Origin of the sequence: Mycobacterium sp. SMC-15 (genome assembly GCF_045310925.1) — a bacterium.
Taxonomy (GTDB): Bacteria; Actinomycetota; Actinomycetes; order Mycobacteriales; family Mycobacteriaceae; genus Mycobacterium.
In genome coordinates, this window is the sequence record NZ_JBJIAJ010000012.1 from 104,326 (window position 1) to 126,880 (window position 22,555).

At 68.2% G+C, this 22,555-nt stretch carries 21 protein-coding genes; 16 read left to right on the forward strand and 5 right to left on the reverse strand.

Annotation, left to right across the window (positions count from 1 at the left end):
- Nucleotides 1-51: 51 nt before the first annotated feature.
- On the reverse strand, nucleotides 52-870 hold the full coding sequence (locus ACJH71_RS17810; protein WP_406759312.1) for a class I SAM-dependent methyltransferase: 819 nt from the start codon (nucleotides 868-870) through the stop codon (nucleotides 52-54).
- A 254-nt stretch (nucleotides 871-1,124) separates the two neighbouring features.
- Here ACJH71_RS17810 and fmt point away from each other — a divergent pair, with 254 nt between their 5' ends.
- From fmt to ribD, 4 genes are read left to right on the forward strand one after another with little or no spacing between them, the layout of a single operon-like run.
- The gene (gene fmt / locus ACJH71_RS17815; protein ID WP_406759313.1) at nucleotides 1,125-2,057 is read left to right on the forward strand and encodes a methionyl-tRNA formyltransferase; all 933 of its coding nucleotides are present in this window, start codon (nucleotides 1,125-1,127) and stop codon (nucleotides 2,055-2,057) included.
- On the forward strand, nucleotides 2,054-3,460 hold the full coding sequence (locus ACJH71_RS17820) for an RsmB/NOP family class I SAM-dependent RNA methyltransferase (protein ID WP_406759314.1): 1,407 nt from the start codon (nucleotides 2,054-2,056) through the stop codon (nucleotides 3,458-3,460). Before fmt ends, ACJH71_RS17820 begins: the two co-directional genes overlap by 4 nt.
- A gap of 4 nt (nucleotides 3,461-3,464) precedes the next feature.
- The gene (gene rpe / locus ACJH71_RS17825; RefSeq protein WP_308483312.1) at nucleotides 3,465-4,142 is read left to right on the forward strand and encodes a ribulose-phosphate 3-epimerase; all 678 of its coding nucleotides are present in this window, start codon (nucleotides 3,465-3,467) and stop codon (nucleotides 4,140-4,142) included.
- Nucleotides 4,139-5,170, forward strand: coding sequence for a bifunctional diaminohydroxyphosphoribosylaminopyrimidine deaminase/5-amino-6-(5-phosphoribosylamino)uracil reductase RibD (gene ribD / locus ACJH71_RS17830; RefSeq protein WP_406759315.1), 1,032 nt, complete (start codon nucleotides 4,139-4,141; stop codon nucleotides 5,168-5,170). Before rpe ends, ribD begins: the two co-directional genes overlap by 4 nt.
- Nucleotides 5,171-5,182: 12 nt before the next feature.
- Here ribD and ACJH71_RS17835 read toward each other — a convergent pair whose 3' ends face one another.
- The gene (locus ACJH71_RS17835; RefSeq protein ID WP_406759316.1) at nucleotides 5,183-6,721 is read right to left on the reverse strand and encodes an MFS transporter; all 1,539 of its coding nucleotides are present in this window, start codon (nucleotides 6,719-6,721) and stop codon (nucleotides 5,183-5,185) included.
- On the reverse strand, nucleotides 6,721-7,419 hold the full coding sequence (locus ACJH71_RS17840; RefSeq protein WP_406759317.1) for an LppX_LprAFG lipoprotein: 699 nt from the start codon (nucleotides 7,417-7,419) through the stop codon (nucleotides 6,721-6,723). Before ACJH71_RS17840 ends, ACJH71_RS17835 begins: the two co-directional genes overlap by 1 nt.
- A gap of 52 nt (nucleotides 7,420-7,471) precedes the next feature.
- Here ACJH71_RS17840 and ACJH71_RS17845 point away from each other — a divergent pair, with 52 nt between their 5' ends.
- From ACJH71_RS17845 to whiA, 8 genes are all read left to right on the forward strand, one after another.
- Nucleotides 7,472-8,080: a riboflavin synthase gene (locus tag ACJH71_RS17845; RefSeq protein ID WP_406759318.1), complete on the forward strand. Its 609-nt coding sequence runs from the start codon at nucleotides 7,472-7,474 to the stop codon at nucleotides 8,078-8,080.
- A 96-nt stretch (nucleotides 8,081-8,176) separates the two neighbouring features.
- On the forward strand, nucleotides 8,177-9,454 hold the full coding sequence (locus ACJH71_RS17850; protein WP_406759319.1) for a bifunctional 3,4-dihydroxy-2-butanone-4-phosphate synthase/GTP cyclohydrolase II: 1,278 nt from the start codon (nucleotides 8,177-8,179) through the stop codon (nucleotides 9,452-9,454).
- A complete protein-coding gene (gene ribH, locus ACJH71_RS17855) occupies nucleotides 9,455-9,937 on the forward strand; it encodes a 6,7-dimethyl-8-ribityllumazine synthase (protein ID WP_406759320.1) in 483 nt (160 codons plus the stop codon).
- 47 nt (nucleotides 9,938-9,984) lie between these two features.
- A complete protein-coding gene (locus ACJH71_RS17860) occupies nucleotides 9,985-10,407 on the forward strand; it encodes a PH domain-containing protein (RefSeq protein ID WP_406759321.1) in 423 nt (140 codons plus the stop codon).
- Nucleotides 10,408-10,417: 10 nt separating this feature from the next.
- Nucleotides 10,418-12,376 (forward strand): excinuclease ABC subunit UvrC, encoded by a 1,959-nt coding sequence (gene uvrC / locus ACJH71_RS17865; protein ID WP_406759322.1) that lies wholly within the window; start codon nucleotides 10,418-10,420, stop codon nucleotides 12,374-12,376.
- Nucleotides 12,373-13,308: an RNase adapter RapZ gene (gene rapZ / locus ACJH71_RS17870; protein ID WP_406759323.1), complete on the forward strand. Its 936-nt coding sequence runs from the start codon at nucleotides 12,373-12,375 to the stop codon at nucleotides 13,306-13,308. Before uvrC ends, rapZ begins: the two co-directional genes overlap by 4 nt.
- Complete coding sequence (gene yvcK / locus ACJH71_RS17875; RefSeq protein WP_406759324.1) at nucleotides 13,305-14,384, forward strand: uridine diphosphate-N-acetylglucosamine-binding protein YvcK; 1,080 nt, start codon at nucleotides 13,305-13,307, stop codon at nucleotides 14,382-14,384. Before rapZ ends, yvcK begins: the two co-directional genes overlap by 4 nt.
- Nucleotides 14,381-15,358, forward strand: coding sequence for a DNA-binding protein WhiA (whiA, locus tag ACJH71_RS17880; RefSeq protein WP_024443533.1), 978 nt, complete (start codon nucleotides 14,381-14,383; stop codon nucleotides 15,356-15,358). The genes yvcK and whiA overlap by 4 nt, the downstream gene beginning before the upstream one ends.
- Before the next feature lie 26 nt (nucleotides 15,359-15,384).
- Here whiA and ACJH71_RS17885 read toward each other — a convergent pair whose 3' ends face one another.
- Nucleotides 15,385-16,917, reverse strand: a complete 1,533-nt coding sequence (locus ACJH71_RS17885; RefSeq protein WP_406759325.1) for a glycosyltransferase family 39 protein — start codon at nucleotides 16,915-16,917, stop codon at nucleotides 15,385-15,387.
- A gap of 205 nt (nucleotides 16,918-17,122) precedes the next feature.
- Here ACJH71_RS17885 and ACJH71_RS17890 point away from each other — a divergent pair, with 205 nt between their 5' ends.
- On the forward strand, nucleotides 17,123-18,901 hold the full coding sequence (locus ACJH71_RS17890) for a DUF3556 domain-containing protein (RefSeq protein ID WP_406759326.1): 1,779 nt from the start codon (nucleotides 17,123-17,125) through the stop codon (nucleotides 18,899-18,901).
- Here the strand turns inward: ACJH71_RS17890 and ACJH71_RS17895 are convergent.
- Complete coding sequence (locus tag ACJH71_RS17895; RefSeq protein ID WP_406759327.1) at nucleotides 18,845-19,348, reverse strand: STAS/SEC14 domain-containing protein; 504 nt, start codon at nucleotides 19,346-19,348, stop codon at nucleotides 18,845-18,847. The genes ACJH71_RS17890 and ACJH71_RS17895 overlap by 57 nt on opposite strands.
- Nucleotides 19,349-19,471: 123 nt before the next feature.
- Here ACJH71_RS17895 and gap point away from each other — a divergent pair, with 123 nt between their 5' ends.
- The 3 genes from gap to tpiA are packed head-to-tail and all read left to right on the forward strand — an operon-like array spanning nucleotide 19,472 to nucleotide 22,528.
- Nucleotides 19,472-20,494 (forward strand): type I glyceraldehyde-3-phosphate dehydrogenase, encoded by a 1,023-nt coding sequence (gene gap, locus ACJH71_RS17900; protein WP_406759328.1) that lies wholly within the window; start codon nucleotides 19,472-19,474, stop codon nucleotides 20,492-20,494.
- A 13-nt stretch (nucleotides 20,495-20,507) separates the two neighbouring features.
- Nucleotides 20,508-21,746 (forward strand): phosphoglycerate kinase, encoded by a 1,239-nt coding sequence (locus ACJH71_RS17905; RefSeq protein WP_406759384.1) that lies wholly within the window; start codon nucleotides 20,508-20,510, stop codon nucleotides 21,744-21,746.
- The gene (tpiA, locus tag ACJH71_RS17910; RefSeq protein WP_046283014.1) at nucleotides 21,743-22,528 is read left to right on the forward strand and encodes a triose-phosphate isomerase; all 786 of its coding nucleotides are present in this window, start codon (nucleotides 21,743-21,745) and stop codon (nucleotides 22,526-22,528) included. The genes ACJH71_RS17905 and tpiA overlap by 4 nt, the downstream gene beginning before the upstream one ends.
- Nucleotides 22,529-22,555: the final 27 nt, after the last annotated feature.

Below are 22,555 nucleotides of genomic sequence, written 5' to 3' on the forward strand. Positions count from 1 at the left end.
CTGTGTCTGATTGCTGGCCGGCCAGGGCGCCGGGGAGGCCTACTTCGCAGCTCATTGCTTTCGCGCGGTGAGAAGCAGGTACTGCCAGCCCATGACTCCGTGGTGCAGATGATGTTGAGCGAGTTCGGTGAGTTGGGCGTCGAGAGCGGCGACCAGCGTGGGATTGTTGCCGATGGTGCGGTAGGCGTCGATGGTCGGACCGTAGTGGGTCTTGAAGTAGTCGTGAACTGCCTGGGCGGTGGCAAAACGGTCCACCACAAGCATGCATCGCCGGGCTTGGATGATGCTGGCTCCGGCGCCGAAGAGATTGCCGACGTAGTCGTCCCGCCCCCACAACGCCGCTGGTGGGATGCCTGGAGTCTGGGTGGGGCGATAGGGCCTGATCGCCGCCAGCATCCGCCCGAAGAACCCTTCCGGAGTCCAGTTCGCCAGCGCAATCGTGCCGCCGGGGCGGCAGACCCGGATCAGCTCATCGGCAGCGCGTTGGTGATCAGGAGCGAACATCACCCCGATCCCCGACAGGACCGCGTCGAACTCGTTGTCGGCGAACGGCAATGCCTGTGCATCGGCCTCTCGCCACTGGATCGCCACGTTGTGCTCGATGGTCCGCAACTGCGATCGTTGCAGCAATTCCGGGGTGAGGTCGCTGGAAACCACGGTCGCGCCGGTCAGCGCGGCCGGGATCGAGATGTTGCCAGATCCGGCCGCCACGTCTAGTACACGATCACCTGCCCTGATACCGCTGGCATCAACCAGAACCGGGCCGATCGGAGCCATGACCTGTTCGGCCATCAGCGCGTAATCGCCCATCGCCCACATATTCCGGTGGTTCGTGAGGCTTTCCGCCGCGGTGGGGTAGTCAACGGTCATCTGGGCCTCCTGTTGAGGGGATGTGGTGTGCCGACGCCGTTGTCGCGCGGCTCGTCGCGCTACCGCGAGATCAATGCCGCTCCTTTCAGTGATAGTTGTAAATAGTTGCTATACGCAATAGTAGTTATCTGCTAATGATCTGTGGGGTGTCTGTGCCCACGTAGGAACGGCACGTATCGATGGGAATGCCCGGATTTGGCTGGGCCTTTCCCGTGCTGGCGAAACGCCCTAAGCGACTTCCCTAAACTGTCCCGGTGCGCATTGTCTTCGCCGGCACCCCGGAAACCGCGTTGCCGTCGTTGCAACGGTTGATCGACTCGCCGCGCCACGACGTGGTAGCGGTCCTGACCCGGCCCGACGCGGCGTCCGGCCGGCGGGGGACCCCGCAGCCGTCTCCGGTTGCCCGTCTGGCCCTCGACCACGGCATTCCGGTGCTGCGGCCGGCCCAGCCCAACGCACCTGAGTCGGTGGCGGAGCTGACCGAACTGGCGCCGGAGTGCTGCCCGGTGGTGGCCTATGGGGCGTTACTGCGCGACGCGTTGCTGGCGGTGCCGACGCACGGCTGGGTCAACCTGCACTTCTCCCTGCTGCCGGCCTGGCGTGGTGCGGCCCCGGTGCAGGCCGCGATCGCCGCCGGTGACGAGGTGACGGGCGCGACGACGTTTCAGATCGAGCCGGAACTGGACTCCGGGCCGGTCTACGGGGTCGTGACCGAGACGATCCGGGCCGATGACACCGCGGGTGAACTGCTGGGCCGGCTGGCGGTTTCGGGTGCCGAACTGCTGGCGGCGACCCTCGACGGCATCGCAGACGGAGCGCTGCACGCGGTGCCGCAACCGAGCGATGGGGTCAGCTACGCATCGAAGATCAGCGTCGATGACGCACGGGTGCGCTGGGAGCTTCCGGCCGCGGTGATCGAGCGCCGAATCCGCGCCGTCACCCCGAATCCGGGTTCTTGGACCATGATCGGCGACCTGCGCGTCAGAGTCGGTCCCGTCGGACTTGCCGATGATGGGCCAGCAGGACTGCCCCCCGGGGATATTCATGTCGACCGGCGACACGTGTGGGTCGGTACCGGCTCGGTTCCGGTGCGGTTGGGTCAGATCCAGCCACCCGGAAAGAAGCTCATGGACGCCGCGGACTGGGCGCGCGGCGCCCGGCTCGACGCCGAGGTGCGGGCGTCATGACCGGACCGCAACGCGGGCAGCGTCGGCCACAGCGTCCCCAGGACGGCCCACGCAAATCCCGCCGCAAGCCCCTGGACCCGGCTCGCCGCGCCGCATTCGATGTGCTGCAGGCGGTTTCTCAACGCGATGCCTACGCCAACCTGGCGCTTCCGGCGCTGCTGGCCGAACGCGGAATCACCGGCCGCGACGCCGCTTTCGCCACGGAACTGACCTATGGCACCTGCCGGGTGCGTGGACTGCTCGACGCCATCATCGGCGCGGCGGCGCAGCGCGAGCCCGAGACGATCGACCCCGTGCTGCTGGATCTGCTGCGGCTGGGCAGCTATCAGCTATTGCGGACCCGAGTCGAACCGCACGCCGCGGTATCGACCACAGTCGATCAGGCTGCCCTCGAATTCGACTCCGCGCGAGGGGGTTTCGTCAACGGCGTGCTGCGTACCATCAGTACGCGCGACGAGCAATCCTGGACCGCAGAACTGGCACCGCACGCCGACAGTGACCCGATCGGCCACGCCGCCTTCATCCGTGCCCATCCCCGCTGGATCGCGCAGGCGTTCGCCGACGCGCTGGGGGCCGCTGCCGGTGAACTCGACGCGGTGCTGGCCAGTGACGACGAGCGCCCCCGGGTGCACCTCGCGGCGCGGCCGGGCGCCCTGACCGCGGCCGAGTTGGCCGCCGAGGCGGACGGCGAGATCGGCCGGTATTCGCCCTACGCCGTCTATCTGCCTGGCGGTGACCCCGGAAAGCTCGAGGCGGTGCGTGCCGGTCAGGCCCTGGTCCAAGACGAGGGCAGCCAGCTGGTGGCACGCGCGCTCGCGCTGGCCCCGGTCGACGGTGACACCGGCCGGTGGCTGGACCTGTGTGCCGGACCGGGCGGCAAGACGGCGCTGCTGGCCGCGCTCGGTGCACAGACCGGGGCGCGGGTGACCGCGGTGGAGCAGGCCCCGCATCGGGCCGCAATGGTCGCCGAGAACACCCGCGGCCTGGACGTGGAGGTGCTGACCGCCGACGGCCGCGATTCAGGCCTGCACCCCGGCTTCGACCGGGTGCTGGTCGACGCGCCCTGCACCGGCCTGGGCGCCCTGCGCCGGCGGCCCGAAGCCCGTTGGCGCCGTCTGCCTGCCGACATCCCGGTACTGGCGAAACTGCAGCGTGAATTGCTGGCAGCGGCGATCGGACTGACCCGGCCGGGGGGAGTGGTGCTGTACGCGACATGCTCGCCGCACCTGGCCGAAACGGTCGGTGTGGTGGCTGACGCACTGCGGCGGTATTCGGTGCGGGCGTTGGACACTCGGGAGCTGTTCGCGCCGGTCGAGGAGCTCGGAGACGGACCGCACGTGCAGCTGTGGCCGCACCGGCACGGGACCGACGCCATGTTCGCTGCGGCGCTACAAGTAATCTGAGCGCATGTCACGAGCCATGATCGCGCCGTCGATCCTGTCGGCCGATTTCGCCCGCCTCGCCGATGAGGTCGCCGCTGTCAAGGGTGCGGACTGGCTGCACGTTGATGTGATGGACGCCCATTTCGTTCCGAACCTGACCCTGGGCCTGCCGGTGGTACAGAGTCTGCTGGCGGCCACCGACATCCCGATGGACTGCCATCTGATGATCGAGGATCCGGGCCGCTGGGCGCCGCCTTACGCCGAGGCCGGCGCCTACAACGTCACGTTCCACGCCGAGGCCACCGACAACCCGGTCGCCGTTGCCCGCGACATCCGCGCCGCCGGCGCCAAAGCCGGACTCAGCATCAAGCCCGGCACGCCACTGGAGCCCTACCTGGAGATCCTGCGGGACTTCGACACCCTGCTGGTGATGTCGGTGGAGCCCGGGTTCGGCGGGCAGTCCTTCATTCCCGAGGTGCTCAGCAAGGTGCGCGCCGTGCGCAAGCTGGTCGATTCCGGGGAGCTGAGCATCCTGGTGGAGATCGACGGCGGCATCAACGCCGACACCGTCGAACAGGCCGCGGAAGCCGGCGTCGACTGCTTCGTCGCCGGCTCGGCCGTCTACAGCGCCGCTGACCCGGGCGCCGCCGTTGAATCACTGCGCCGTCAGGCTCTGGCGGCGTCACCCCACCTGCGCGCATGAGCGCCAAAGGCGACGGCGAGCATGCCGTCGACCATGACGCCGCGATGCTGTTGGCGATCGAACAGGCGCAGCGGGTCAAGGGGAACACGTACCCCAATCCACCGGTGGGCGCGGTCATTCTGGACCGCGACGGCCGGGTGGTCGGCGTCGGGGGGACCCGCCCGACCGGTGAGGCGCACGCCGAGGTGGTGGCGCTGCGCCGGGCCGGTGAGCTGAGCGTCGGCGGTACGGCGGTCGTCACGCTCGAGCCGTGCGATCACCACGGCAGAACCCCGCCGTGCGTTGATGCGCTGCTGGCCGCTGGGGTGGCGCAGGTGGTCTACGCCGTTGCGGACCCCAACCCGGACGCGGGGTGCGGGGCGGTACGACTGGCCGATGCGGGCGTTCAGGTGATCTCCGGGGTGCAGGCCACAGCCGTGAGCACCGGGCCGTTGCGGGAGTGGCTGCACAAGCAGCGCACCGGCCGGCCGCACGTCACGTGGAAATACGCCACCAGCATCGACGGTCGCAGCGCGGCCGCCGACGGTTCCAGCCAGTGGATCACCAGCGAGGCGGCCCGGGCTGACCTGCACCGCCGTCGGGCGGCAGCCGACGCCATCGTGGTCGGCACCGGCACCGTGCTCGTCGACGACCCCACACTGACGGCACGGCTGCCCGACGGCACCCTGGCCGACCGTCAGCCGTTGCGGGTGGTGGTGGGCCAGCGGGAGATCTCCGCGGACGCGCACGTGCTCAACGACGACTCGCGCACCATGGTGATCCGTACCCACGACCCGGCCGAGGTACTGCGAGCGCTTTCAGACCGCACCGATGTGCTGCTCGAGGGCGGCCCCACGTTGGCCGGGGCATTCCTGCGGGCGGGAGCGATCGACCGCATCCTGGCCTACGTGGCGCCGATCCTGCTGGGCGGACCGGTCACCGCCGTCGACGACGTGGGCGTGCCCAACATCGCCCGGGCACTGCGCTGGCGATTCGACACCATGGAGCAGATCGGCCCCGATCTGCTGCTCAGCTTGGTGCCGCACTAGCGGCCACACCGCTCACCGCGAGATGGCGGCCTCCGGCTCGGGCACTTCGGGATCTTCGGCGTGAACGTCGTTGCTGCCGATGAACAATCCGAGCACCGCGCCCACCACACAGATGATGGCGGTGATCCCGAAGATCTCGCCGTACATCATCGCGAAGGCCAGCTTGGAGTTGGCCGCGGTGCCGGCCATCTTCTCGGCCAGGCTGCCGCCGGGCATCTTGGGCAGGCCGGCCAGGATCTGGTTGAACCGGTACAGGCCCCACGCCGACAGGGCGGCCATGCCGATCAGCATTCCGGTCATCCGGGCCACCACCACGCCCGCCGCGGCGATGCCGTGCTCCCGCGGCGGCACCACGCGCATGACCGCTGAGGTCAGCGGGCCGATCACCACGCCCAGACCGAAGCCGGCCAGGATCTGGTCGGTGTGTGCCGCCGGAAGGCTCAGGCCGAGTAGCTCGTGGTGGTAGGCCATCAGGTCCACCGGCCACTTCGAGATCAGCCAGTAGCCCCCGGCGGCGATCAGCAGTCCGACGAACGTCACCAGCCGGTCACCGACCGTGGTGGCTATCGCGCCGCCCACCACGGCGCCGATGGGCAGGGCTGCCAGGAACCACAGCAGCAGCATCGCCGCCTCGTTCTGGGTCTTTCCGAGCACGCCCTGGCCGAACAGCTCGACGTCAACCAGGGTCACCATCAACGCGGCTCCGGCACACAGCGAGGAGCCCAGTGCGGCCAGAAACGGGCCCATCCGGGCGCCGGCCGGGTCGAGCAGCTTCGTCGGCGATTTGATCTCCCAGACCACGAACGCCACCAGCGCGATCGCCGCAACCAACAGGTACGCGGCACCGTGGTTGGGCAGCGCCTGCTTGGCGCTGGGGTCGGGGTTGTACAGACCGATCGTCAGCAGACCCAGGATCACCGCCAGCAGCAGTCCGCCGACCACATCGACACGCTCTCGGGGGCCGTCCGTGGACTGCGGCGGCAGACTGAAGTGGATCAGCACCATGGCCAGCACGGTCAGCGGCACGTTGATCCAGAACACGTCACGCCAGCTGGTCAGCGCCCAGACGATGAAGATGCCGTACAGCGGACCCAGCACGCTGCCCAGTTCCTGGGCGCCGGCGATCCAGCCCAACACCGCCGACCGGCGGCGTTGCGCCCACAGGTCGGCACCGAGGGCGAACGTCACCGGCAACAGCGCCCCGGCCGCGACACCCTGGATGGTGCGGCCGACTACCAGCATCGTCAAGTCGGTCGACATTGCCGTCACCACCGAGCCGATGGCGAACGTGGCCAGGCTGACCTGCAGCAGCAGCTTGCGGCCGAACCGGTCGGAGGCCCGGCCCAGCAGCGGCATCGCGGCGATGTAGCCGAGCAGGTAACAGGTGATGATCGGGGTCAGCTGCTGGATCTTGTTGATCGGGATGCCCACACCCGCCGGCTGCGGAGCCATGATGTCGCGCATGATCGTGACCACGACATAGGTGTCGAGGGCTCCGAGCAGGACGGCGAGGCTACCCGCGCTGATCGCCAGCGTGCGGTTGACCCGCATTACGCTCCCGCCGGCTTCTCAATCGTGACCGGCGCGTTCCAGTTCGACAGGGTCATCTGGATGGAGTTGCCCGCGCTGGGGTTGAGCTGGGCCTGGACCAGCTGGTGGTCGCCATCCTCTTGGATCCAGACCGTGGCCGGCGTCGGCGCGGTGGCCTTCAGCTGCGGCGCGAGGGCGTTCACGGCGTCGACGGACGCGTTGCCGGTGACCCGGACGGCCTTCTGGCCGTTGATGGTGTCGCGGCCGGCGGCCTTCGCGTCAGCCAGGTTGGACAGCATGTTGGCCAAGCCCTTCTCCGGGCTCAGAATCGCGGCAACGTCGTAGATCTTGTCGGCGGAGCCGTAGTTGTCGTAGTCGTCGCCGGTGATCGCCGCGTAGAGGTCGCCGTCGATCACGATGAACTTGGCGTCCACATCCGAGCCCAGCATCATGATGGTCGCGCTGCCCTTGGCCGCGGTGGTCGGCTGGGTGGTCAGGTCACCCTCGAGGGTCTTGACCGGGAGGTTTTTGATCTGGCCGGTCACCGAGAGCGCCAGGTGCGCGCTCTTGAGGTTGGCGGTGGTGGTGGCCGATTCCTTGACCAGCGTCGTCGCGTCCGGCAACGGTCCGCCGGCATCCTTGGAAGAACAGCCGGCGAACAGCGCGGCGGCAGTGGTCGCGGTGGCCAGGGCGATGAGAAGTCTGCGCATGGGGGACATCGTATAGAGGCCGCCGGATCGAGGTAGGGCAGCGTAGACATAGCCTGTTGTGATGTTCACCGGAATCGTCGAGGAGCTGGGCGAGCTGGTCGGCCGGGAGGATCTCGCCGACGCTGCGCGCCTGGTCATCCAGGGTCCCACCGTCACCTCCGACGCACGCCACGGCGACTCGATCGCCGTCAACGGCGTGTGCCTGACCGTGGTCGAGGTACAACCCGGCGGCCGGTTCAGCGCCGACGTGATGCGCGAGACGCTGGAACGGTCCAGTCTGGGATCGTTGCAGGTCGGCAGCCCGGTGAACCTGGAACGTGCGGCCGCGCTGAACAGCAGACTGGGCGGCCACATCGTGCAGGGCCACGTCGACGGGACCGGGCAGGTCCTGGCCCGCACCCGCGGGCAGCACTGGGAAGTGGTGCGGATCGGGTTGCCGGCGTCGCTGGCGCGCTACGTGGTGGAGAAGGGCTCTATCACCGTGGACGGAACCTCGCTGACGGTGTCCGGGCTGGGTGCTGACCCCGACGATTTCTTTGAAGTCTCGCTGATTCCGACCACGCTGGAGCTGACCACCCTGGGACGGGCGCCGGTCGGCACGGTGGTCAATCTCGAGGTGGACGTGATCGCCAAGTACGTCGAGCGACTGGTGACAAAGCCCACGGAATGAGTCCACGGCGCGAACCGTGGGTCCGGGGTGGTTCATACTGGATGGGCGGGTTGCGCCGACGGGGCGCTTTCCGACGGCGAAACCAAGGTGGCACAGATGACGAAGTTGGACACCGTCGAGCGGGCGGTTGCCGACATCGCGGCCGGCAAGGCCGTCGTCGTCATCGACGACGAAGACCGCGAGAACGAAGGCGATCTGATCTTCGCCGCCGAGAAGGCCACCCCCGAGCTGGTGGCGTTCATGGTCCGCTACACCTCCGGCTATCTGTGCGTGCCCCTGGACGGCGCCATCTGCGACCGGCTGGGCCTGCTGCCGATGTATGCGGTGAACCAGGACAAGCACGGCACCGCCTACACCGTCACCGTCGACGCGAAAAACAACGTGGGGACCGGGATTTCGGCTTCCGACCGGGCCACCACGATGCGGCTGTTGGCCGACCCGGGTAGTGTCGCCGACGACTTCACCCGTCCGGGTCACGTGGTGCCGCTGCGGGCCAAGGACGGTGGGGTACTGCGCCGGCCCGGCCACACCGAGGCCGCCGTCGACCTGGCCCGGATGGCCGGCCTGCAGCCCGCCGGCGCGATCTGCGAGATCGTCAGCCAGAAGGACGAGGGCGCCATGGCCCAGACCGAAGAGCTGCGGGTCTTCGCCGACGAGCACGGCCTGGCCCTGATCTCCATCGCCGACATGATCGAGTGGCGGCGCAAGCACGAAAAGCACATCGAGCGGGTCGCTGAGGCTCGCATCCCGACCCGCCACGGCGAGTTCCGGGCGGTCGGCTACACCAGCATCTACGAGGACGTCGAGCATGTCGCGCTGGTTCGCGGCGAGATCGCCGGGCCGAACAACGACGGCGACGACGTGCTGGTTCGCGTGCACTCGGAGTGCCTGACCGGCGACGTTTTCGGCTCCCGGCGCTGCGACTGTGGACCGCAGCTGGACGCGGCACTGGCGATGGTCGCGCAGGAGGGCCGCGGGGTGGTGCTCTACATGCGCGGGCACGAGGGGCGCGGCATCGGGCTGCTGCACAAGCTGCAGGCCTACCAGCTGCAGGACGCCGGCGACGACACCGTCGACGCCAACCTCAAACTGGGGCTGCCGGCCGACGCCCGCGACTACGGAATCGGGGCGCAGATCCTTTCGGATCTCGGTGTTCGTTCGATGCGGCTGCTCACCAACAACCCGGCCAAGCGCGTCGGGCTGGACGGCTACGGCCTGCACATCATCGAGCGGGTGCCGCTGCCGGTGCGAGCCAACTCCGAGAACATCCGCTACCTGCTGACCAAGCGTGACCGGATGGGTCATGAACTGACCGGCTTGGAGGATTTCGACGAATCCTCCCACCTGCCGGACGAGTTCGGCGGGGCGCTGTAGATGAGTCCAGCCGCAGGAGTGCCGGATATGCCGGCGCTCGACGCCTCTGGTGTGCGTCTGGCGATCGTGGCCAGCACCTGGCACACCCGTATCTGTGACGCACTGCTGGCCGGGGCCCGCAAGGTGGCCGCCGACGCAGGTATCGCCGAACCGACGGTGGTCCGGGTGCTCGGGGCGATCGAGATCCCGGTGGTGGCGCAGGAAGTGGCCCGAAACCATGACGCCGTCGTCGCTTTGGGAGTCGTGATCCGTGGCGCCACACCGCATTTCGACTATGTGTGTGACGCAGTGACCCAGGGCCTGACCCGGGTGTCGCTGGACGCGTCGACCCCGGTGGCCAACGGCGTGCTCACCGTCAACGATGAGGCGCAGGCGCTGGACCGCGCCGGATTGCCCGACTCGACCGAGGACAAGGGTGCTCAGGCAGCTGCCGCAGCGCTCAGTACGGCGCTGACCCTGCGCGAGCTTCGCGCCGCGCTGTGACGCCCGGGGCCGGATCCCCGCGCTGGGATCTTCAGGTACGTCCGCGCATGATGCGCTTTGGCGTATGGATCGTCGCGATCCTGATCGTGACCATCCACGTCGTGGTGAGCGTGTTGCTGACAATCCGCGCCAGCGGCGTGATCTTTCGTACCTATGACCGGGTGGCGGTCGTGGTGTTGGGCCTGATCGTGGCCGGCGCGCTGCTGCTGTTGACGCGGGCCCGCGTGCGGGCGGGCGAATCCGGGGTGTCGGTCCGCAACGCGCTCGGGGACCGGCTGGTTCCCTGGTCCGAGGTCGTCGGCGTGTCCTTCCCGGCGGGCAAGCGCTGGGCCCGGCTGGAGTTGCCCGACGACGAATACATTCCGCTGGTGGCCATCCAGTCCGCCGACAAAGAGCACGCCGTGCAGGCCATGCGGGAGTTGCGGGCCCTGGTCGTGCGCTACCGGCCCGCCCCACCGCCCGCCGGTTAGCCTTGTAGTCGTGCCAGACCCCGCGACCTATCGTCCGGCGCCCGGGTCCATTCCCCTCGCGCCCGGCGTCTACCGGTTCGTCGACCCGCACGGCCGGGTCATCTATGTGGGCAAGGCGAAAAGCCTGCGGTCGCGGCTGACGTCGTACTTCGCCGACATCGCCGGCCTGCACCCGCGGACCCGCCAGATGGTGACTACCGCCGCCAAGGTGGAGTGGACGGTGGTGGGCACCGAGGTCGAGGCACTCCAGCTGGAATACAACTGGATCAAGGAGTTCGACCCGCGGTTCAACGTCCGCTACCGCGACGACAAGACCTACCCGGTGCTGGCGGTCACCAGAGGCGAGGAGTACCCGCGGCTGATGGTCTACCGCGGGCCGCGCCGCAAGGGGGTGCGCTACTTCGGGCCGTACTCGCACGCCTGGGCGATTCGCGAGACCCTGGACCTGCTGCTGCGGGTCTTTCCGGCCCGCACCTGTTCGGCCGGTGTGTTCAAGCGTCACCAGCAGATCGGCCGGCCCTGCCTGCTCGGCTACATCGGCAAGTGCTCGGCGCCGTGCATCGGCCGGGTCAGCGCGCCAGAGCACCGGCGGATCGTGGACGACTTCTGCGACTTCCTCGCCGGCAAGACCGACCGGCTGGTCCGCAGTCTCGAGCAGCAGATGCTGGCGGCCTCCGATGAACTGGACTTCGAGCGGGCCGCACGCCTGCGCGACGACGTCGCCGCGCTGAAACGCGCCCTGGAGAAGCAGGCCGTGGTGCTCGGCGACGGCACCGACGCCGACGTGGTTGCATTCGCCGACGACGAACTGGAAGCAGCCGTTCAGGTGTTTCACGTGCGCGGCGGACGGGTGCGCGGCCAACGCGGCTGGATCGTTGAGAAGCCCGGCGACCCCGGCGATGCCGAGAGCTCGCTGGAACAGCTGGTCGAGCAGTTCGTCACCCAGTTCTACGGCGACCAGGCCGAATTGGAAGGCGCGGCCGACGAGCCGACCAACCCGGTACCGCGCGAGGTGCTGGTGCCCTGCCTGCCGGCAAACGCCGACGAGCTGACCAGCTGGCTCTCTGAGCTGCGGGGCTCACGGGTCTCGCTGCGGGTGCCGCTGCGCGGCGACAAGCGGGTGCTGGCTGAGACCGTCGAGCGCAATGCCAAAGATGCGCTGCAGCAACACAAGATGAAGCGGGCCGGGGATTTCACGGCCAGATCTGCTGCACTGCAGAACATTCAGGAGTCCCTGGGCCTGCCCGACGCTCCGTTGCGCATCGAGTGCGTCGACATCAGTCATGTGCAGGGCACCGACGTGGTCGGGTCGCTGGTGGTGTTCGAGGACGGATTGCCCCGCAAGTCGGACTACCGTCATTTCGCGATTCGGGAGGCCGCCGGCGAGGGGCGCTCCGATGATGTGGCCTCGATCGCCGAAGTGACCCGTCGTCGGTTCCGTCGGCATCTGGACGCCGAAGTTCTTGCCCCGGAAGGAAAATCGCGTAAGTTCGCCTATCCGCCCAATCTCTACGTGGTGGACGGCGGCGCCCCGCAGGTCAATGCCGCAGCGGCGGTGCTGGCCGAGCTGGGCATCACCGATGTCGCGACCATCGGCCTGGCCAAACGGCTGGAGGAGGTGTGGGTGCCCTCCGAGCCGGACCCGATCATCCTGCCGAGACAGAGCGAAGGGCTCTACCTGTTGCAGCGGATTCGGGACGAGGCGCACCGGTTCGCGATCACCTACCACCGCAGTAAGCGGTCCAAGCGGATGACGGAGTCGGTGCTGGATGCGGTGCCTGGGCTCGGCGAGCATCGGCGCAAGGTGCTGATCTCCCATTTCGGTTCGGTGGCACGACTGAAAGGGGCTACCGTCGAAGAGCTCACCTCCATCCCGGGAATCGGTGCGGCGACCGCCGCCGCTGTTCTCGAGGCGCTGGGAGCTGACGGTGCGGCGGGTGCCGCTGAACAGCAACGGATGTCGGGATGACTACGGACTCACCGAACGGCGTGCGGGAGCGCGATGTTGGCGGCCCCGGAGACGGCGCCGGTATCGACGTTGTCTTGGTGACCGGACTGTCCGGAGCGGGGCGCGGCACCGCGGCGAAAGTACTGGAGGACCTCGGCTGGTACGTCGCCGACAACCTGCCACCGGACCTGATCACCCGCATGGTGGATCTGGGGCTGGCGGCCGGTTCCCGGATCACCCAGCTGGCGGTCGTGATGGATGTGCGCTCGGCCGGTTTCACCGGCGACCTGGACTCGGTGCGTACCGAACTGGCCACCCGCGGCATCAACCCGCGCGTGCTGTTCATGGAGGCCAGCGACGACGTACTGATCCGCCGCTACGAGCACAACCGCCGCAGTCACCCTCTGCAGGGTCAGCAGACCCTCACCGAGGGCATCGCGGCCGAGCGGATCATGCTGGCGCCGGTGCGCGCGGTCGCCGACCTTGTCATCGATACCTCGGTGCTCAGCGTGCGCGAACTGCGCGAGAGCATCGAGGAGATGTTCGGCGGTGACGCCGTCATCGCTCCCACGTCCATCACGGTGGAGTCCTTCGGTTTCAAGTACGGCCTACCGATGGACGCCGACATGGTCATGGACGTGCGCTTCCTGCCCAACCCGCACTGGGTCGACGAACTACGTCCACACACCGGGCAGCATCCGGCGGTGCGCGACTATGTGCTGAGCCAGCCGGGCGCCGATGAGTTCCTTGCCGGCTACCACCGGTTGCTGGCCCTGGTGGTCGGCGGCTACAGACGAGAGGGAAAGCGGTACATGACCCTGGCCATCGGGTGCACCGGCGGCAAGCACCGCAGCGTGGCCATCGCCGAGGCGTTGGCGCGGCTGTTGGATTCCCAGGACGGCAACGACGAGCTTTCGGTGCGGGTGCTGCACCGGGATCTGGGCCGCGAATGAGCGTTGAGCCCGCGAATGGCAACCCGAGCATCGTCGCGCTCGGTGGTGGGCACGGCCTGTACGCGACACTGTCGGCCGCCCGCCGGCTGACACCCCACGTCACTGCGGTGGTGACCGTTGCCGACGACGGCGGCTCCTCGGGCCGGCTGCGCGGTGAACTGGACGTGGTGCCGCCCGGGGACCTGCGCATGGCACTGGCGGCGCTGGCCTCGGACACCCCGACGGGCCAGCTGTGGGCGACCATCTTGCAGCACCGCTTCGGCGGCAGCGGCGCCCTCGCGGGGCATCCGATCGGCAACCTGCTGCTGGCCGGCCTCAACGAGGTGCTCGCCGACCCGGTCGCCGCACTCGACGAACTCGGCCGGATGCTGGGCGTCAAGGGGCGGGTGCTGCCGATGTGCCCGATCGCGCTGCAGATCGAAGCCGACGTGGCCGGGCTGGAAGCCGACCCGCGACTGTTCCGGCTGATTCGGGGGCAGGTGGCCATCGCGACCACCCCGGGGAAGGTGCGCCGGGTGCGGCTGCTGCCCGGCAATCCGCCGGCGACCCGCCAAGCGGTGGACGCCATCATGTCCGCGGACCTGGTGGTGCTCGGCCCGGGCTCGTGGTTCACCAGCGTGATCCCGCACCTGCTGGTCCCGGGATTGGCGTCGGCGCTGCAGAACACCACCGCCCGCCGCGCCCTGGTGCTCAACCTGGTGGCCGAACCGGGGGAGACCGCGGGGTTCTCCGTGGAGCGCCACCTACACGTATTGGCACAACATGCGCCCGGTTTCACCGTGGACCACATCATCATCGATGCAGGCCGGGTGCCCAGTGAGCGCGAACGCGAGCAGCTGCGGCGTGCCGCCACATTGTTCGCTGCCGAGGTTCAGTTCGTGGACGTGGCCCGACCTGGTACACCTTTACATGACCCAGGAAAGTTGGCAGCGGCGCTGGACGGGGTTCGGAGCATCGACGCATCGACGTTGACCGTTCCGACACCGGTCGCGACGCAGGCCGAGGGCGGGGGCCGGCAATCCGGCGTGAGTGGACCGAGCAGGCTCGGGCCGGGAGGTGACAAGCCGTGGCGATGACGGCCGAAGTCAAGGACGAGCTGAGCCGTCTCGTGGTCAGTTCGGTGAGCGCGCGTCGCGCCGAGGTCGCGGCACTGCTGCGATTCGCCGGCGGGCTGCACATCGTGGCCGGTCGAGTCGTGGTCGAAGCCGAGGTGGACCTGGGGGTCATTGCGCGGCGGCTGCGCAAGGACATCTTCGACCTGTACGGCTACAACGCGATCGTGCATGTGCTGACGGCCAGTGGGATGCGCAAGAGTACCCGCTATGTGCTGCGCGTGACGAAGGACGGCGAAGCGCTGGCTCGCCAGACCGGGTTGTTGGACCTGCGCGGTCGCCCGGTGCGCGGTCTGCCTGCCCAGGTCGTCGGCGGCAGTGTCGCCGACGCCGAAGCCGCCTGGCGGGGAGCGTTTTTGGCGCACGGATCCCTGACCGAGCCCGGTCGCTCGTCGGCCCTGGAGGTGGGCTGCCCGGGCCCGGAGGCTGCCCTGGCGCTGGTCGGCGCGGCGCGGCGGCTCGGGGTCAGTGCCAAGGCCCGCGAGGTGCGGGGCGCGGATCGAGTCGTGGTGCGCGATGGCGAGGCGATCGGTGCGCTGCTGACCCGGATGGGTGCTCAGGACACCCGGCTGGTCTGGGAGGAGCGCCGGATCCGCCGCGAGGTGCGGGCGACCGCCAACCGGCTGGCCAACTTTGACGACGCGAACCTGCGCCGCTCCGCGCGGGCGGCCGTGGCGGCGGCGGCGCGGGTGGAACGGGCACTGGCGATCCTCGGCGACACCGTGCCCGATCACCTGGCCTCGGCGGGAAAGCTGCGGGTCGAGCACCGGCAGGCCTCCCTGGAGGAACTGGGCCGGCTGGCTGACCCGCCGATGACTAAAGACGCGGTGGCAGGGCGCATCCGGCGGCTGTTGTCGATGGCCGACCGCAAGGCCAAGCAGGACGGAATTCCCGACACCGAGTCCGCGGTCACCCCGGAGTTATTGGAAGACGCCTAGCCAAGCTGGCGCCTCGGCGATAGCCGTCAGTGGAAATGACTGAGCGACGGCCACATTTCGGCCCAGCTACCGCGCGGCTGCTGACACAGATAGATCGTGCGGTCGGTTTCCCAGGTGTGTCTGCCGTCGTCTGCGATAACAGTCGCCAAGGGTGTGACCTGCGACCAGTAGTCCAGCAGGTAACTGCGCGGGAAGTCGCCGACGCAGACCACGGTGTCCGGGCGGCCTTTCGGCGGACCCCACAGGGCGTAGTTGTTATGTGCGCTGTAAACCGGGTGCCGAAGGTCGGCGGCGGGCCCGAGGATGGTCAATGCACCGGCTTCGGTGTAGTAACCGGTGAAGATCGGAACGCGGGCGGGCAGGGAGGACGTTGCGGCAACCACCTGTTTGGCGAACTGCGGCCAGCCGTAAGTCGAGGCAAGCCATGGGTTGATCTGGCGCAATGCCTGGGCTGTCGAGACCGGAAGCACCGGCAGGCACAGCAGCACCGCGCCCACGAAAGACACCGCGAGCGTGGCCGCCCATCGCAGTGGCGGCCAGGCGCTTTCGCCCGGCTGGTCGGGACGCGAGCGGGCCATACGTGCGGATTCGACATACACCGCCCCGGCCGCGAACAGCACCGCGAATACCGGGGCGGCGTAGTAGGGCCTGCCGCTGGTGCAGGTGAAGACGACCACGGCCACGGCGACCACCGCCAATGCCCACCGATGCTCACGCCGGGCCGGTGAAGCCAGCCACCGGATCCCCGATACCCACAGCACCACCAGCAGCGGGCCGGCCAGTCCGATGGTCAGCAGCGGCAGTTGAACCAGCGAATCCAGAGTGTCGCGCGAATGTTGCGAGATCATCCGTGCGAACTGCAGATTCGGCCACCCATGCGCGGCCATCCACCAAAGATTCGGAGCGGCCAGCAGCAACGTAACGCCGGCGGCAAGCCAGGGGCCCGGCGTACGCAGCGCCGCACGCCGAAACATCACCAGGCCCACGGCGATTCCGGCAATCAGTACTACGGCGGTGTGCTTGTTCTCCAGCCCGATGCCGGCGACCGCGCCGGCAAGCAGCCACGGGGCTGCGGTGCCCAGGCGCAGTGCTCGCGCGACCAGTGCGAGCGCGGCCAGCCAGAGCAGTTGATCGGTGACCGTCGGGCCGAAATACATGGACAGGCCGACGAATGCCGGACAGGCTGCCACCGCAGCGGCGGCGATGACCTGTGCCAGACGCCGGCCGCCGAATTCCGCCGTCAGCAGTGCCGCCGACACGATGCAACCGACGTGTGCGGCGATGGCGAACAACCGCAGCGTCAGCAGACCACCGCCCGGGACCGCTTCGGCGATGTGCGCCAGCAGGGGCACCAGCGGGGGTTGGTCGACATATCCCCACGCCAGGTGGCGACCGCAGATGACGAAATAGAACTCGTCGGGGAACCAGCCATATCTGGTCGCTACCGCTAGGTGCACTGCGGCGGCCGTGGCCGCGACGATCGCCACCGGCAGCCGGGCCATCTTCGGCACCGGCTGCTGCGTCACCGCCAGGGAACCCGCACTCGTTGAATCGCTCACTGACCTGCCGCCGTCGACTGATACAGCGCACATCAGAGGATGCCCGCGGATGGAAGAAATTCTCTGACGCCAGATCCTAAGCCGGATACCGGGGCCGATAGGCCGTGGCCGGGCGGTGCGCTTCGTCGAGCAAACCGAAACTCCCATCCCGCGGCTGCGCCGACCGCTATAACTGAACGCGGCACACGCAGGGAGTGAGGACAGTATGGGGTTCATCAAACCGTCGGTTCCCGACGTCGACCCCGAAACATGGCGCGCCACCGGTTGGGCGACCCGGATCCAGGTCTGCAGCAGGCACTGGGCCGAACAGGGCTTCGGCACCCCGTCGGGGGTCTACCTGATCTACCTGCTCAAGATCGCGGCCTACGCCGTGGGCGCCGCGGCGGTCATCGCCCTGACGCCGGGCCTGGGCGGGCTCGGCCGCATCGCCGATTGGTGGACGCAGCCGATCGTCTATCAGAAGCTTGTCGTCTTCAGCCTGCTGTTCGAGATTCTGGGCCTGGGCTGCGGCTCCGGTCCGCTGACCGCGCGGTTCTGGCCGCCGATCGGCGGCATCTTGTACTGGTTGCGGCCCAACACAATCCGGTTGCCGCCGTGGCCCGGCAAGGTCCCGTTCACCCGCGGCGACACTCGCACCGTGATCGATGTCGTGCTGTATGCCGCGGTGCTGTGCTCCGGTATCTGGGCGTTGCTGTCAGGCGGGCAGGGCGATCCCGGCCCGGTGGGTCTGCTTGACCCGATGCTGGTGGTGCCGATGATCGTCGCCCTGGTTCTGCTGGGCCTGCGGGACAAGACGATTTTCCTGGCCGCCCGCGCCGAGCACTACGGTCTGACGCTGGTCGTCTTCTTCTTTCCCTATGTCGACCAGATGGCCGCGTTCAAGCTCATCATCCTCGGGCTGTGGTGGGGTGCGGCCACATCCAAGCTCAACCATCATTTTCCCTACGTGGTCGCGGTGATGACGAGCAACAACGCCCTGCTGCGCTCGAAGATCTTCACCGGCCTCAAGCACCTGATGTACCGCGATCACATCAACGACCTGCGGCCCACCCGGATACCGCAGCTGATGGCACACGTCGGTGGCACCACGGCCGAATTCGTCGTGCCGGCGCTACTGGTGCTCGTCGCCGGAGATCACCCGTGGCGGTGGTTCCTGATCGCCTTCATGGTGATCTTCCACCTCAACATCCTGTCCAACCTCCCGATGGGAGTCCCGTTGGAATGGAACGTGTTCTTTCTCTTCTCCCTGTTCTTCCTGTTCGGACAGCACCCCGAAGTCAGCGTCTACGACCTGCGGTCGCCGCTGTTGGCGGCCATCCTGTTCGCCGGCCTGATCGCGATTCCGGTCGCCGGAAACATGTTTCCGCAGCAGATTTCGTTCCTTCCGGCCATGCGCTATTACGCCGGAAACTGGGCGGCGAGTTTCTGGTGCTTCCGCGCCGGTACCGAGGACATCGTGGAGGCCAATGTGGTCAAGAGCTCGGCACTGGTCATCAACCAGTTGGCGAAGTTCTACGACCAGGCCACCGCCGATCTGGTCGCCGACAAAGTCCCGGGGGCATTCCGTGCCATGCACCTGCAGGGCCGGGCGCTGAACGGCCTACTGCCCCGAGCGGTGGACGACGTGGCCGACTACAACATCCGCGACGGCGAGATCATCGCCGGTCCGCTGATCGGGTGGAACTTCGGTGAAGGCCACCTGCACAACGAGCAGCTGCTCGCGGCCGTGCAGCGTCGCTGCGACTTCGCCGAGGGGGACCTGCGGGTGATCGTGCTCGAAGGCCAACCCATCCATCGGAAAGAACAGGCCTATCGGATTGTCGACGCCAAATCCGGGCTGATCGAAGCCGGTTATGTGGCCGTGGCCGACATGCTCAGTCGCCAGCCGTGGCCCGAACCCGGCGACGAGCTCCCGGTCCGGATCACGTCACAGGGGGCGCCGCGGCGGCGAGCCACCGGGGTTATTGAGTCGCGAGAAAATTAGTGGGCCCAGGCTCGCGACCGCAGCTGCCACGCCACCGAGGTAGGCCTTCGTCATCGCGCCGATCGAAACAGGTGGGCACTCCGGAAGCGATGTCAGCCAAGTGACCGCAGCGTCGCGCTGCCGGTCCGGGTATACCCGGACCGGACAGGGCATGTACTCGCCGATGCGCCGGGCAGGCGTCGCGATCCAGCCGATGTCGCTGACCACCGCGCAACTGTCCAGCAGCTGCGCATAGGTCAAGCCCAGCCGGGTGTCGGCCCACAGCGCTCCCGGCGTGATGCGCGCGAAGTCCGGACCGAATTGGTAGAGCAGCCGCATTCGGCGTCCCGAAGTACGCGCCTGCTCAACCAGCGGCGCAAACACTCGTCGGTAATCGTCGGCCGTGACGGTCCCGACGGCTTCCAGAACGTCGATGGAGCCGGCGCGGACGGTGAGTTGTCTGAGCACAACAATCACCTCCCGCGCCACGCTACCTCCGGCAACTGGTCAGGGCCCGTGCGGTCGCGAAACGGTGCCCACTAGGCTGGCTGTCGGCGTACATCAAACATTGAGTGACACGAGGAGAGACCAGTGACGGTCCGGGTAGGCGTGAACGGCTTCGGCCGCATCGGGCGCAACTTCTTCAGGGCATTGGACGCACAGAAAGCCCTGGGCAACAACACCGACATCGAGATCGTCGCGGTCAACGACCTGACCGACAACGCCAGCCTGGCGCACCTGCTGAAGTTCGACTCGATCCTGGGTCGGCTGCCCCACGACGTCAGCCTCGAAGGCGACGACACGATCGTCGTCGGCAATACCAAGATCAAGGCCCTCGAGGTCAAGGAAGGCCCGGCGGCCCTGCCCTGGGGTGACCTGGGCGTCGACGTCGTCGTCGAGTCCACCGGCATCTTCACCAACGCCGCCAAGGCCAAGGGCCACCTGGACGCGGGCGCCAAGAAGGTCATCATCTCGGCGCCGGCCACCGATGAGGACATCACCATCGTGCTGGGCGTCAACGACGACAAGTACGACGGCAGCCAGAACATCATCTCCAACGCCTCGTGCACCACGAACTGCCTCGGCCCGCTGGCCAAGGTGCTCAACGACGAGTTCGGCATCGTCAAGGGCCTGATGACCACCATCCACGCCTACACCCAGGACCAGAACCTGCAGGACGGCCCGCACGGCGACCTGCGTCGCGCCCGCGCCGCCGCGGTCAACATCGTGCCCACCGGCACCGGCGCCGCCAAGGCGATCGGCCTGGTGCTTCCCGAGCTGAAGGGCAAGCTGGACGGTTACGCGCTGCGGGTGCCGATCCCCACCGGCTCGGTCACCGACCTGACCGCAGAGCTGGCCAAGTCGGCGTCGGTCGCTGACATCAACGCCGCCATGAAGGCCGCCGCCGAGGGGCCGATGAAGGGCATCCTGAAGTACTACGACGCCCCGATCGTGTCGAGCGACATCGTCACCGACCCGCACTCGTCGCTGTACGACTCCGGGCTCACCAAGGTCATCGACAACCAGGCCAAGGTGGTCTCCTGGTACGACAACGAGTGGGGTTACTCCAACCGTCTGGTCGACCTGATCGCCCTCGTCGGCAAGTCGCTGTAACGCGATCGTGGCTGTGTCTTCGGTCAAGGCTGTTTCAGAACTGATCGCCGAGGGTGTTTCGGGTCGGGGCGTGCTGGTGCGCTCCGACCTGAACGTCCCGCTCGACGATGGAAAGATCACCGACCTGGGCCGGATCACCGCATCGGTGCCCACCCTGCGTGCACTGGTCGACGCCGGCGCCAAGGTCGTGGTGACCGCCCACCTGGGCCGCCCCAAGGACGGCCCGGACCCCAAGCTGTCGCTGGCGCCGGTCGCTGCCGCGCTCGGCGAGCAGTTGGGCCGGCACGTCCAGCTGGCCGGAGACGTGGTCGGCACCGACGCCCTGGCCCGCGCCGAGGGCCTGACCGACGGCGACGTGCTGCTGCTGGAGAACATCCGCTTCGATCCGCGGGAGACCAGCAAGGACGACAACGAGCGCCTGACTCTGGCCCGGGCGCTGGCCGAGCTGGTCGCCGCGCCGGACGGTTCGCCGGGGGCGTTCGTCTCCGACGGATTCGGTGTGGTGCACCGCAAGCAGGCCTCCGTCTACGACGTCGCCACGTTGCTTCCGTCGTACGCCGGGACCCTGGTCGCGGCCGAGATCCAGGTACTGCAGCAACTGACCGAGTCCACCGAGCGGCCCTACGCCGTAGTGCTGGGCGGGTCGAAGGTCTCCGACAAGCTGGGCGTGATCAAGTCGCTGGCGACCAAGGCCGATTCCATCGTGATCGGCGGCGGCATGTGCTTCACCTTCCTGGCCGCCCAAGGCCTTCAGGTCGGGACCTCGCTGCTGGAGGCCGACATGGTGGACACCTGCCGGCAACTGCTGGATGACTACGCCGACGTGCTGCGGCTGCCGGTGGACATCGTCGTCGCCGACAAGTTCGATGCCGCCGCCACCGGCGAGACCGTCGCTGCGGACGCCATTCCGGACGGCAAGATGGGCCTGGACATCGGCCCGGGTTCGGTGGAGCGGTTCGCCGCACTGCTGTCCAACGCCAAGACCATCTTCTGGAACGGGCCGATGGGCGTGTTCGAGTTCCCGGCGTTTGCGGCCGGCACCAGGGGAGTGGCCGAGGCGATCGCGGCGGCCACGGCCAAGGGCGCGTTCAGCGTTGTCGGTGGGGGCGACTCTGCCGCGGCGGTACGGGCTCTGGGTCTGCCGGAGGACGGTTTCTCGCACATCTCCACCGGCGGCGGGGCGTCCTTGGAATACCTTGAGGGCAAAGCACTGCCGGGCCTGCAGGTCTTGGAAACCGGAGGAGCGTCATGAGTCGTAAGCCGCTGATCGCCGGCAACTGGAAGATGAACCTCAACCACTTTGAGGCCATCGCCCTGGTGCAGAAGGTGGCATTCGCGCTGCCGGACAAGTACTTCGACAAGGTCGATGTCACGGTGCTGCCACCGTTCACCGACCTGCGCAGCGTGCAGACCCTGGTCGATGGGGACAAGCTTCGGCTGACCTTCGGCGCCCAGGACGTCTCGCAGCACGACGCGGGCGCCTACACCGGCGAGGTCAGCGGGGCGTTCCTGGCCAAGCTGGGCTGCACCTTCGTCGTCGTCGGGCACTCCGAACGGCGCAGCTACCACGGTGAGGACGACGCGCTGGTCGCCGCAAAGGCCGCCGCTGCCCTCAAGCACGGCCTGACCCCGATCATCTGCATCGGCGAGCACCTGGAGATCCGGGAGGCCGGTAGCCACGTCGAGCACTGCCTGGAGCAGTTGCGCGGCTCGCTGGCCGGGCTGAGCGCCGAGCAGATCGGTGCGAGCGTCATCGCCTATGAACCGGTGTGGGCCATTGGTACCGGCCGGGTGGCCGGTGCGGCCGACGCGCAGGAGGTGTGTGCGGCCGTGCGTGCCGAGCTGGGCAAGCTCGCCTCGCCCAAGATCGCCGACACCGTCCGGGTGCTCTACGGCGGTTCGGTCAACGCCAAGAACGTCGGCGAACTGATCGGTCAGCCCGACGTGGACGGTGGCCTGGTGGGCGGAGCCTCGCTCGACGGTGAGCAGTTCGCGATGCTGGCGGCACTGGCCGCCGGCGGGCCCCTCCCTTGATGACCCGGCGCCGGGTCCGGCCCAGGG

Coding starts and splice junctions, on each gene's coding strand:
- ACJH71_RS17810 (WP_406759312.1), bottom strand. CDS start 870: ATGACCGTTGACTACCCCACCGCGGCGGAAAGCCTCACGAACCACCGG.
- ACJH71_RS17820 (WP_406759314.1), top strand. CDS start 2,054: ATGACCGGACCGCAACGCGGGCAGCGTCGGCCACAGCGTCCCCAGGAC.
- rpe (WP_308483312.1), top strand. CDS start 3,465: ATGTCACGAGCCATGATCGCGCCGTCGATCCTGTCGGCCGATTTCGCC.
- ribD (WP_406759315.1), top strand. CDS start 4,139: ATGAGCGCCAAAGGCGACGGCGAGCATGCCGTCGACCATGACGCCGCG.
- ACJH71_RS17835 (WP_406759316.1), bottom strand. CDS start 6,721: ATGCGGGTCAACCGCACGCTGGCGATCAGCGCGGGTAGCCTCGCCGTC.
- ACJH71_RS17840 (WP_406759317.1), bottom strand. CDS start 7,419: ATGTCCCCCATGCGCAGACTTCTCATCGCCCTGGCCACCGCGACCACT.
- ACJH71_RS17845 (WP_406759318.1), top strand. CDS start 7,472: ATGTTCACCGGAATCGTCGAGGAGCTGGGCGAGCTGGTCGGCCGGGAG.
- ACJH71_RS17850 (WP_406759319.1), top strand. CDS start 8,177: ATGACGAAGTTGGACACCGTCGAGCGGGCGGTTGCCGACATCGCGGCC.
- ribH (WP_406759320.1), top strand. CDS start 9,455: ATGAGTCCAGCCGCAGGAGTGCCGGATATGCCGGCGCTCGACGCCTCT.
- ACJH71_RS17860 (WP_406759321.1), top strand. CDS start 9,985: ATGATGCGCTTTGGCGTATGGATCGTCGCGATCCTGATCGTGACCATC.
- rapZ (WP_406759323.1), top strand. CDS start 12,373: ATGACTACGGACTCACCGAACGGCGTGCGGGAGCGCGATGTTGGCGGC.
- yvcK (WP_406759324.1), top strand. CDS start 13,305: ATGAGCGTTGAGCCCGCGAATGGCAACCCGAGCATCGTCGCGCTCGGT.
- whiA (WP_024443533.1), top strand. CDS start 14,381: ATGACGGCCGAAGTCAAGGACGAGCTGAGCCGTCTCGTGGTCAGTTCG.
- ACJH71_RS17890 (WP_406759326.1), top strand. CDS start 17,123: ATGGGGTTCATCAAACCGTCGGTTCCCGACGTCGACCCCGAAACATGG.
- tpiA (WP_046283014.1), top strand. CDS start 21,743: ATGAGTCGTAAGCCGCTGATCGCCGGCAACTGGAAGATGAACCTCAAC.